This is a genomic window from Blastopirellula marina DSM 3645 (assembly GCF_000153105.1).
GTDB lineage: Bacteria > Planctomycetota > Planctomycetia > Pirellulales > Pirellulaceae > Blastopirellula > Blastopirellula marina.
Window position 1 is genome coordinate 647,810 of record NZ_CH672376.1, and the last position, 11,542, is coordinate 659,351.

Sequence of the window (11,542 nt, forward strand, 5' to 3'; positions counted from 1 at the left end):
AGGCGTCGTCGTCTTCTCTCTCGGTATCGCCTCCACCGGGCATATGGACCACTTGCCCGAATTCGGAATTGGACTGACGAGAATCTCATTCAACAAACAAGCAGGTTAGGTGCCTCAATGTCAAATCAAAAAAACGAAGCTACGGTTCCTTCCGAATTGCGCTGGCTCGCCGACGCCCCACTGTTCATTGATGCAGAACAGATTGGCCGGTTCCATGACGCGATTGTCCAACCTGAACATAGTGAGGGTTCCACCTCGCTCGAAATTGGGAAGGAGAGTACAAAGAACTTTACAGTCGAAGCAGGAGGTGAGGCTGCGGCCGAATTGTCAACTGAAATTACTATCGAGCCAAATGCACTACTCAATGCTTTATGTTCGGTATTCCCGTTCTTGAAAGGTTCAGCCAAAGCCAGTGCCAAGGGCGGTGTTAAGGGACAATTAGGGGGCAAACATATGTCCGAGAACTTGGATTCACAAAAACGCATAATCGAATTGCACTCGATCCATACTCCGCAAAGGCAATTAGTGCACTTAGCTCTGCACTACTTTGCAAATCTGCGAAATCGAGTCCAAACCGTGAACACCGATGCCTTTCCAAATACGGAGAACTGGCTCTCCGACAACTTCATTAGTGAACTTCCTCGCTCGCTTTTCTTCATAGACGTGCCCGCTGGCGTTCCAATTCTCCCCATGGCAGCGGAGTTTAAGAATGGGGCTATCGAGAAACTTTATCCGGAGGTTGGGGACAGAGCCTTCCTGAAGGCGAAGAACTCGCCAGATTTGCTCCGGAGCGTATTGAGTAAGTACAAATCAGCAAGGCAAGTGGACTCAAAAGCGGGGCAAGCTATACAGGAACGCGAGAAGTTTGCGTTGGCCACGAACGAAGAATTGTACGATTCCTGGATGGCGATGGATGTGATCGAACAAGCGTCAGCCAAACACGGAGGCGGTATACGGTGGATTGACTATCGACTCGTGCTGAACGAAAAGGGAGAAGAGATGCATCTACACGCCGTCCCTGCTGGCGTTTTCGATACGGGGGTATTTGCGTACAATTTCGTGCAGCGAGGGTTTTCTGTTGGATTGCGTCTGGTGGGCACAATGCGCAAAGGAGCTGCCCTTAATGTCCTCGCTGTATATGAGAAATGATCGCGTTTGCCGATTTCGGATGGTTTTGACCTAACGTGTCACTGGAAGTGCGACAATAACAAAGGCCAATTCCTCTTCAACTATAAGGAGAAATCAGATGACAACGAAAACGAGCGAATCCGGTTATTCCAAGGGCGGGTTCACCGAAAGGTACTCGGTCGTCCGCATTGACGGAAAACCAAGTCCTTCTGAATCCAGGTACATCGTGCTCGACTACTCTGGCGGAGACCCGCACGCAGTGAAGGCCCTGCATGTTTATGCGGACAGTGTTGAGCAGGAAAATCCCGAATTTGCTGCCGATATTCGTAGAGCATTGGCTGATCCGTCCAGCGCCCCAGCGCAGCACCCCAATGCCAAGTGAATCAACGGATTGCGTGAGATGCGACACAGAACTACCCGTAACGCGCATTTGGAGCATTGTGGAAAATCTCTCACCAACTGTGGGAATCAGCGACGTCAAACACAACTTGGTTCGCGCGATGAATCTAGCTCCCATCCTCATTTCCAAACATGACATGTAGAAAAATTCTCAACCGCGATTATTGACTTGCTTCAACCAAGAACTGTAGCGTCTATCCGCCTGGTCATTAGCGTGTTGATGCTCGGAACTTCCCCGAGCCATCATATCGTTTAAGAATTCAAGTGGCACGGGCGGCATCTGCAATTCCTTTTCCGCTACCTCCCTAATATCGGCAGCAAAAGCAGCACCTTTCACCCAAAAACCGGCGTAGAGAATTTGCAGTGCCAACCGAGTTTTTCCCAGCGAGACCACCAAGAAATGAGCCTCAGCCCAATACCGGCCTTCGTCACGAGCAAGTGAAGCCGCAACCAAAACCATCTCTGCTGCAATCTTGATGTTGCCTTCATTTGCGTTATGAATCCCCATATTCCGCCAGGCAATTGCGTTGAGAGGGTCAAGATTCAGGACCTCGGAACAAGCATCTTTCGGCACCAGAGTTCCCGAGTGAGGAATCAATAGCTCGTAAGCCTTTTCAGAGAAACGATCGACCTTGTCGGCCCGCGTATAACGTCGAATGATGCGGATTGCGAGGAGCTTGAGGCGAGTTATCCCTCGCATCCCCCCATGACCGGCCTCCAGAAACAGTTTCTCCGCCGAAGTCAATTCACCCACCGAAAAAGCAGCAACGCCAGCGCCGTACAGCAAGTCGTTGCTGGGTTCGAGAAAATGCCCAAACAAGAAACTTCGTTTTGCACTTGAGTATCGCCCTAGCTGAAGTTGACATTGTGCCAATTCGAACCAGAACTTCGGATCCTGCCTGAATGCGGATTGGCCACGCAAGGCCTTGCGGTAAAGCCGATAGCTCTCACGCAGGTCGAGTTGAAAATGCAATACAGCAAGCAGCCAATCGAATTCGGAGGCACAATCGGACGAAAAAGAACCTGAATCTCGAAATTGTACGAGTAAATTACAAGCAAATGAAACCGCAATAGGTTCGGCCAGAGCGTCAGATATCCCGACTCGAACCTGCCGTATTTCGTCCGTGGTGCAATCGCTTTCAATTAGCCCGACTAGAATTCTGAAGCCGGCCAGTGCGCAACCATTCGTACATAGAACAGTGCCAACAAAGAACATGTACTGGCGATTAGAATGGAGCCAAGGACATCCACCGAACACCTGCGCAAAATTATTGAGCAGGTCGAATCTTTGAGCCGCAACTAATAGCAGCATGATTCCCACTAATATGCTTTCGGCCAACTCCTCCATCGACTCTGAGTCATCCAAAATGCCGGTGACATGGTATCGGATGCTCAGTTGAAAAATGATCCCATCTTCTCCTACGCGAATACAGGCCGCTACGCCTTTGTATTTTTCCGAAGCGAGGCGAAGTAATCCTCGCGACCGCTTTACGACAACTTCGGCAGCAGTCAAATATCGAAAATCCGGAGTAGCGTTTGGCGCGATCTCAACACGCAAGCCAATCGGGAGCCTGTACTGTCCATTCGTTAGTTGTCGCAAGAGAACTAGTTCGTGTTCAATTCTCGCAGAAACATCTTTGAATAACTCAAAGTGCTTTATAGGGAGGCTGACGAAGCGATCACTCACGTTAATCGTGTAGCTTGGAACACCTTCAAGCCACTGATATCTGATTTCCTTGGTCGTCGCGTCATATATTACGATAATGCAAGGGTGAGGTTGCTCGACAAGGTAGTCGAATGTAGACCGTTTCAGCGCGAGTCGGCGTTTATTTCCCCAGGTCTCACTGGCTTTTAATTGAACAAGAAATTGGTTACCTGTTGCTTCGCCCTTCTCCTCAAATATCTCGACGGAGCCGTCGATACCGTAATCTGGGACCATGGAGCGAAAGACCCAATTAGAGGGCAGAGCCGCTTCAAAAGCGATTCGAGACTCGGTTTCGAGTTCGTGAGAACGGCTACGCTTAGGCTTTCTCGGCATATCTGGTTGTGCTTTTAAACAAATAAGTTCTCTTGGCGATCCGTGTCGACTGCATCGCGGCAAACTTCACCAATGTATTGGAGCAGCGCCTTGTTGTTATGGATCTCCATTCTCAGCATGTGCCACCGATGCTGCGTATAGTGCTGAACTGCTTTTTCGCCTCGGTTCTAAAGTTCGCATCATCTTCGGCGGAATTATCCCTGATCCCATTCGTTGCCGCATACTTGGCGTTCCAGGTGTTTATGATGAAGATGCCAGCGGATTGAGCGAGCTCTTCATACGGCCTGTTAGGGATTCATCCGAAAACCAGGGTCCGCTCACTTTCCCCTGCCCTTTTTCTGCAAAATTTTGTGTTTTAAACTTCTTGGCCGCCAATAGATACAACGAGTGATCGGACAAGACTTCCAGCTGATTTGCCTTCTGGAATCAACGTAGTTTTTTCGTTTCCACGATTTTGCTTAATTGCACCCGTGGCAGCGTGCTTTGAATCCCATGTATTGATGATAAAAATGTCGGCCGATTGGGAAAGCTGGATCAAGCGATCCGTGGAAGCCTTGGTGTGAAGTAAGTGAACTTTCACTCCCTCAAAGCGGTTGCGAATCATCTGTTCGGCTTGTCGACCAATCCGCTCAGTTAAAGTGTAAATGGCCACGGATTTGCCTGCCAGCGACAGGACATTGACTTCGCCCGAATCAGTTCCTTGGGATTTTTCCGGTTTTAGATTTGTGAGACGAGCTTGTTGACCAAGTTCTTCAAACAATTGATGCAGGAAGTCCCATTGATCGAGACGGACGCGGCCACTCCATTGTCGAAAGCTGGAAATGATGCAATTGAGGTATCCGTCAATTGGTGTACGATGATTGACGTTGAAAGCAATTAAGAGATCCAAAATCGTTAATGTCCAGTCCAAGTAATGCGACGATTGGACGCGACTCCACGCAGTCTCAAGTATCTCCAACAAATCTTGGAATTCATTCTTTGCACTGGAAGCCACTGGATCCGATTCGAGAATCGCTTCGGTCAATGTCGCTAACGCCGTTAGGTCATCTTTTCCGATCTCATCGTCCAGCGAAAGCATCAAGGCGAAGTTTAGATATAGGCTTTTGAATTCTCGAATGAACTGGCCTTCAGGGATAAAGGCGGTTAGCAGATGTGGCATCGCAAATCGAAGAGCAGCTTCGGCGGTTTCTGATCTCGAACCTGTTTGAGCTTCTGCGAACATTTGGCGTTGAGTGGCGTCGTCACGATATATCTCGACGTCCCACGCGTTCATCCCGAACTGCAAAACCTCAATTGCTTCTTGCCATTCATCATCTTGATTCAAACGATTCAACCAAAGATGCCAATTGGTCGGCAACGCCACATCTGCTGAATATCCAGTTGTGGCTTTGTGCAATAGGCCAGTTTCTTTGCAAAGCGTCTGATACCACTGGCCAGCAGATCGCATTGCCAATGCTCTATCCTGTAAGTCCCGCGGAGCATTGTGAAAGTAATCAAGCGTTTGTGAAGTTAGCTCCAAATCATTAAGTTCAAACGCGCAGATCAATAGCTGTCGCAGCACGTCGATGCTCGGTTCACACTGCAGCAGTAGCGGTATTGCACTGTGAAAATCATTGCATTCGCACGCATGCTTCGCTTTATCAAGAATTGATGAGAATCCGACAAGCGGAGCCTGGGATGCATTGTTTGCGCCGGCAAACTCGCAAATTGCTTCAACCCAGCCGACGTTGTCAAATTCGCCATCGCGATACTGATTTGTCAGGTGTTTCAGTCGATCGTCGCCCCTATCCAAATCTGAAGCAGCATTCAAAATCAAAGCTTTGAGCACTAAATCATCTGTGACATTTCCCGCCGTTCGAAAAAGCGTGCCAAACGATGACTTTCGTTCAGCAAAGGCCTCAATGCAACCAGCGGCATCATTTACATTTTCGAATTCCTGAAAGTGCACCGCGTAGTTCGCCTTCAGCAAGGCGTGGGAAACTCGGAGCGGTCGCCTTACATTCATCAAACTAGTGAATTGAGGCAAAGCCAAGATTTGTTGCCAATGTCCGAAAGAAGCAAACACTATCACTTGCAAAAACAGCAAGTTGCGAGCACTTAGCCTCCCGCGTGCTCGGAGTTGCTCGTGAATCATCCAAGCGTTAGCCTCGTTTTCTGCGAACAATGCCATTTCTAGATCGCGCAGCAGTCTTCCTATAGGCCTGATCTGCTCAGGACTTCTTTCTGCTGCTCGGTCCCGTAGCGAACGCATTAAGAAGATGCGATCACGAACGATGTTTCGCTGTTCGCCATCTAAAACTTTCAACCTGAACACGTGCCTTCCGAACTCCTTGCTGACTGCAAGTTCGACGGGATCGTTCATGTTCAAAATTGCTCGCTGGCCTCGAAAGTCCGTGTATGACGGTCCAAGAAACGAATTAAGTTGCTCCCTGAGAATTCTTGACTGCCGAGAGTTTCTCGCGCAACAGTACCAATCGGTTTGTCCATTGCCGGAAACACGGGGAAGCGTAACGGCACGCTTTGCGTCGAGTAAATCAGCGGCCAGTATCGAAAGCAAATCCTTAACGCTTTGAGCCATTTCGCCGCCTTCGAATTCACTCCATCGCAGTGCGTTGCCGTCTCCAAAAAAAGTTCTTAGAAAGTTCAACTGGTCTTCGTTTGGCGTTAGGTTGCTCATGAGTTGCCCCCGTAGCCATCCATGAAGGCAATTCTTGCATTGGAAACGGATTCGGCATCCGTGGTGAAAAGCAGGCCTTCCTGTAGTACTTCAATACCATTGAAAGTGATATTCATCGAACCGCTGATATAAAAATCGTCGCCCAGGATTCCCTTTGTATGCAGTGTCGGCAAACGGTGAAAAGTCAGGCGTGATTCGTTGCCTGACGCACGCGCGAGATCATTTAGCTTTCTCAGGAATGATTCGTTGTGAGCGTCTGGACGTGTGGCAATGACAACATCCGCTCCCAATTCCATCATAAGCCCAAGAATTTCAATCAATCGAATCTGGCGAGATCCCCACTGCGGATTGAGCGATGCGAATGTTCCTGAGCGATTGTCAAGTAGTTCGATGTCTGATAGCCAAGGGGAGACCAACCATAGGCATCGACTTGGGCGAAGCATTTCAGCAGCAAAGACCCCTTGCAATAGTTCACGGATCTCTGCGTTGCTGGTGGAAGATGAACGAATAATTTGACGATTACTCATTGAACGCCCTCCGCCAATTCGAAGGTGACTTCAATATTACCGCTATGCCGCTGAACGGAACGAACGCGGGGGTGAAGTAACAGCAACCCGACATCGACTGGCTGGGCCATCAAATCAAGGATTGCTAATCGCAAATTTGAAAGCGACTCCGCGTTTCCCAATAGAGTTACCGCATTGTCACAAACCAGTCGCCGTACAACTTGCTCTCGCCAATCAGCATCGGCCAACGATACGATAAATGGACCACCGCCCAAACAATCCCTTACCAGTTCACAATCTGCATCTGGCAACTTTACAAACGGGTTGTAAGTATCCAGTTTTCGACCTCGAATTGAATTACCCCGAGGCCAGAGCATGCTGGTCAAAGCTCCAAATCGCCACTGCCGTGGATCAATTCCAACCGCATCGCCGACGATTGAAGCCAACGAACGATCCAAGCGATCTGTATTACTGTTCAAGTACGCAATGATCCGTAAGTCGATGTCAATACCGAGCCGTTGCTCCAATCGCTGCCAATCTGCAATCAAATCAAGCAGCAGTTGATCCGTGGCAGGGGTACTGCCGGGCTTGAGAATTCGAGAAGCGATTGCCGCTACAACACTATGGCAAACGAATAGCCCCCGCTGCGATAACAATCGTATCAACTGTTCAAACGAGTTGGCTTGGGCCTGATGCGAAACGGACGAAGCGTTGCGTACTTCGCTAAACTGATCGCGGACCGAGGAGTCACTCGGATCGTTCAGCCACCCCAACAGGATAGTAAGCTGGTCGTCGACAACTTCGAAGTCACCGGGATTCAAAGCAGCCTCGACCAAGTCGAAGAAACGCCGCGGGTCTTCGCCATATCTGTGCAAAAACGTTTCAACGATCCCGCCGCCACCCACGGTCTTTTCAAGCAACCAGATCTCTTCCATGTCATTGGGAACTGGCGGAACATCACTGGGGCGAGGCCCGGAATCAATATCGAGTGTCAAATCATCAGCACTAAGATCGGGACAGAGTTGCTGCACACCTTCTATCAATGCAGATCCTAGTGTTGTTTTGAACTTCCGCCGCAACCAGGCACGCCACGAATCGTCTGGTATTTGCCAGAGTGTTGATGCATGCCGATGCAAAACTTCTTGCACTTCCCGCTGGGCCAGCAACGTTGCCAAATCGTTAAACAGGCGTTGGTGAACCTCGTCTCGGATATCGGGAGCTGCGTCGTTGCCATCTCCCGTCGCATTGTCCTGAGATGTGGAAATGCTTTGAAATATCACTGAAAGAACTGTTTGGAAATCGAGCGAAACTTCACTTGACTTTCCTTGACTCGCCCAGACGCTCTCTAGCGCAACTCCAGAGACAATTGCAGCATGAATCAGCGCTGAGCAGTAAATTTCCGCCAACCATTGCCTTTGAAACCAGTTTGCAATGCCGTCCAACCCGGCATCCCCCAAGACCCGATCGCGAAAGAACGCAGTTCGTAACGAACGCAATTTGACGCTAGACTCTTCACTGTCGCCCAGATGCAACTCGTCCGGGAGATGAACCCGAAAAGCGACGCCATCAACTTCAATTGAAAATCCAACGGCAACAGGAGTAGGCGAGTGTTCCGTACCGCCACTATCACAGCCTGGAGGATCGTCAACGAACTCAATTCGTGTTTCAAACTTTTGACCATTCTTCATTACAATCAAAGAATCTGTTGAACGGGCGAATCGTCTAACCTCAACTTGGCAATTTGCATTGTGTGTAAAGAAACATATCCCTTTTACGATTGCTTCCCACCGCGGAATCAAAGGCAACATCCCTTCCATGCCTTGAAATGCTGGGGCTATCTGGGTCTGCCAACGCAGGAACGAATTGGATGTATCTGAAATCTGAGAGGGTGGTTGATCCGGCCGAATTTCATATGGTCGTACGCATCGAATAGATTGCGTTACGCCATCAACAACAAACTGGAATTCCCCCAGTTCGTCATGTTGGCTCATCCAATTGCTAATCGGTAGAAACTTCTGCGGTTCAGGATTCAGGTCGGGAGGGGCGATCCAATGCCTGACATGCTGATGGTGAATTCCGTAGCGGCGAGAAACCCGTCCTGGCGCAAACTCTTTTACTGCACGCAACAGCGGTAATCGCGAATCCAATTCGTCGTCGCTTCGTGTTTGAGCGGGAGTCACAATGTTGACTTCCGGCAAGTTCAAGTCTGAGAAAAGTGTTGCAGGAATAAATTCGGGTAAGGGATTTTTAGGGACGAAGTAGTCAAAACGCCTTCCGAATGACGCAGAGCCTGAAAAACGCCACTCTGTTTCCAATCGACGAAGAAGAGTTGGAAGCACAGCGGTCATCAGAGATCTTGGCGGTTCCCATAACAACATGTCGATCACTTCTGCCGACTGTTGAAGGGCGGATTGCAAATAGTTGCGTAGATCTTCTAGGCCAATATCGCGAGTTAACAGGGCTTCAACAATTCTCGCCTCCGCCTTCTGACGCGCCCTAGCGTGGCCGGGCTTTTTACTTACATGTTCACTTGGCGGCGCGGCAAAATCCTGCCAAATACTGCCCGGTGGGAGCCCTGGAGTTTTTCGCAGTTGAGCAGCCATCCAATCCTGAAACGCGTACACGGCCTGCATGCGTAAAACGTAACGATTTCCGGTTGGCAAATCACGCGGAGGCAATTCTGGGGCAAACAACAAATCATAACTCTGCCATGCAACTCGGTCTCGGCCATATCCTGACAGCATCACGATTGTCCACGGACGCATCTCAGTGCGACGACCGGCACGCCCTTTTCTCTGCAAAAATTGAGCAACATCGCGAGGAGCCTTGTGCTGCACGACAGCATTCACCTCTGGATCATTGAAACCAACTTCCAGAGAAGCGGTCGCGACAATGATGTCCGAGTTTGCGCCAACACCCACATCTTGAGAACTGGTTCGATCCACTCGAAGCAAAGCATTTGTGTTTAGTTCGTGGCCAATTTCTTCACAGATTTTCCATGACTGCCCAAATCGAAAACGAAGATCACTCTCAGGCCGCGCCGAATCGCGTAAGTTCGCCAAAGAGCCTTCTGGCTTGGTCGCATCGCGACGCCCCCAACCGTTTTGGCCCTCAGCATCTCTCAAATTGAAGAACAGGCGATTGGTAACATCCAAGTCATCCGTGAACACAAATTCGCGAGTTCCGTAAAGGCCTCGACTGTATCTCTCGCTCTGTGTGTCTAGAACTCGCCGCATCAACATCGCGGTTTGTATAGTTGCGGAAAGCAGCGAAGTCCCCGAAGACGGATCCCCAAGCACGGCCATCATGTACTCCACTCCTTGCCGATTCATTTCGGATGGATGAGGACTGACTTCTTCCACGCGAAAGTCAGAGACGCCTGTGAGTTGTGCGAAAAAACGCTTGGCATCGCTCAATGTCGCCGATAGCCCAACAAAGTGCGGCTTTGCTCCCGATGCTTTTTTCCACCGTCTCAGCACGTTCGCGACTTGGGCACCTGTTATCCCGGAGTAGGTGTGAACTTCATCCAACAAAACCATCGCTGGCTTCTGATGAACAGAAGTATTAATTCCGAACAATCGTCCGATTTGCGAATCAGCCATTCTCTGGTTCAACATCTCGGTGGTAGTGAACAGGATATCTGGCGGTCCGGCCCGAAGTTTTTCGCGAGTCAGGATTAGCTCATCTGGTTGCGTTGCCGTGTTGCAATCGCGACAAACTAAACGCTCGACGTTGGCCTGCCGGTCACTATCTAGCCAAACCATTGGCCCGCCGCAGGAATCCGAGGGACAGCCCATATAGGGACAAACAAAACCATCGTTGGTAGTCACCCAACCATTAGGCGGATCCTCGCGTTTAAAGAATCGGCCAGATGTAGGCGTTGCACTGAAGAGCGTGCCAATCACTAACTTCCGTTTCCCGTTAGCAGACAACGCAGCGTCAATTCGACGAGCTTGTTGGTAAGTTTCGGAAAGCTGATCCTTGAGCAATTCATTGCGCGGGTAAATTGCCAGACAACGTGTCCATCGCGAGTCATCTAGCGTCGGTGCAATTTTCAAAAACGCAGGCAAGTAGAACGCAAGCGTTTTCCCACTACCAGTTCCAGCGCAAACGATCGTCCCGGACTCACGTTGACTACTGGAGCCCGCCAGTATTGATCGCGTCGCCCGCAACTGAAAATCTGCAAGTTTGAACGACTCACTTCCTGATCGATTCAGCAATGCATCAAGCACTGCAGATTGAGCAGAATCGAGCGCCGAGAGTTCATTGATTTCGTCCGCGGCACGCTCGAACTCAACATCTCGCCTCGGAAACTGGCGCGGCCGCAGTACCAACCGGTAGTCAGCAACCAGCGTAGACGCGATCTGCCAACGTCGCGGCGTTGCCAAATGCTGCGGAAACAGTTGCCTCAATCGGGCAATCAGCCGAACCGTTTCGCCCATTCGAGTTCGCCATCTTGTTTCTCCGGCCTGTTGGAACTGAAACAGCAAACGTCGTTGCTCAAGAAGTTCGACCAGTTTTTCACCGTCAGATATTTCCCCGTCAGCGTTCCGCTCAACAAATTCATCCGCAAGATCAAGAACTTCATCATCCGAAAAAGAACCATCCACCATTCCCCATGAAAGCAGTCGCGACTCAGCCTGCTCAAGTAGACCAAGAAAAATAGGAATAAGAGTATTTCTGGAAGTCATTCGTAGCTTGCGATCTAGACTATAGATGTTGACATTGAACGGAAAACCCGATTTCCGCATTCTGATTTTTGTTGCGTCAGAAGCCCAAAGTGACCCGCGCTTC

The 11,542-nt window shown here is 49.8% G+C and carries 7 protein-coding genes; 3 read left to right on the forward strand and 4 right to left on the reverse strand.

The genetic code is table 11. The annotated features are described in order from the left end of the window. Window positions 1–117: 117 nt before the first annotated feature. Window positions 118–1,149, forward strand: a complete 1,032-nt coding sequence (locus DSM3645_RS04300; RefSeq protein ID WP_002650806.1) for a hypothetical protein — start codon at window positions 118–120, stop codon at window positions 1,147–1,149. 97 nt (window positions 1,150–1,246) lie between these two features. Continuing rightward, window positions 1,247–1,510: a hypothetical protein gene (locus DSM3645_RS04305; protein ID WP_002650807.1), complete on the forward strand. Its 264-nt coding sequence runs from the start codon at window positions 1,247–1,249 to the stop codon at window positions 1,508–1,510. Between the two features lie 168 nt (window positions 1,511–1,678). Here DSM3645_RS04305 and DSM3645_RS04310 read toward each other — a convergent pair whose 3' ends face one another. Next, window positions 1,679–3,565 (reverse strand): DUF4365 domain-containing protein, encoded by a 1,887-nt coding sequence (locus tag DSM3645_RS04310; protein ID WP_040351597.1) that lies wholly within the window; start codon window positions 3,563–3,565, stop codon window positions 1,679–1,681. 32 nt (window positions 3,566–3,597) lie between these two features. Here DSM3645_RS04310 and DSM3645_RS31150 point away from each other — a divergent pair, with 32 nt between their 5' ends. Beyond that, the gene (locus tag DSM3645_RS31150) at window positions 3,598–3,831 is read left to right on the forward strand and encodes a hypothetical protein (RefSeq protein ID WP_002650809.1); all 234 of its coding nucleotides are present in this window, start codon (window positions 3,598–3,600) and stop codon (window positions 3,829–3,831) included. 89 nt (window positions 3,832–3,920) lie between these two features. On the opposite strand, the gene dpdD is transcribed toward DSM3645_RS31150, so the two are convergent. Genes dpdD through dpdJ form a run of 3 tightly spaced genes read right to left on the reverse strand, consistent with a single transcriptional unit; the run spans window position 3,921 to window position 11,439 of the window. Next, entirely contained in the window at window positions 3,921–6,242 is a 2,322-nt protein-coding gene (gene dpdD, locus DSM3645_RS04320) for a protein DpdD (RefSeq protein ID WP_131282199.1), read from the reverse strand. Beyond that, window positions 6,239–6,769: a phospholipase D-like domain-containing protein DpdK gene (dpdK, locus tag DSM3645_RS30145; RefSeq protein ID WP_040351598.1), complete on the reverse strand. Its 531-nt coding sequence runs from the start codon at window positions 6,767–6,769 to the stop codon at window positions 6,239–6,241. The genes dpdD and dpdK overlap by 4 nt, the downstream gene beginning before the upstream one ends. Next, window positions 6,766–11,439, reverse strand: coding sequence for a protein DpdJ (dpdJ, locus tag DSM3645_RS04335; RefSeq protein WP_040351599.1), 4,674 nt, complete (start codon window positions 11,437–11,439; stop codon window positions 6,766–6,768). The genes dpdK and dpdJ overlap by 4 nt, the downstream gene beginning before the upstream one ends. Between the last annotated feature and the right edge of the window lie 103 nt (window positions 11,440–11,542).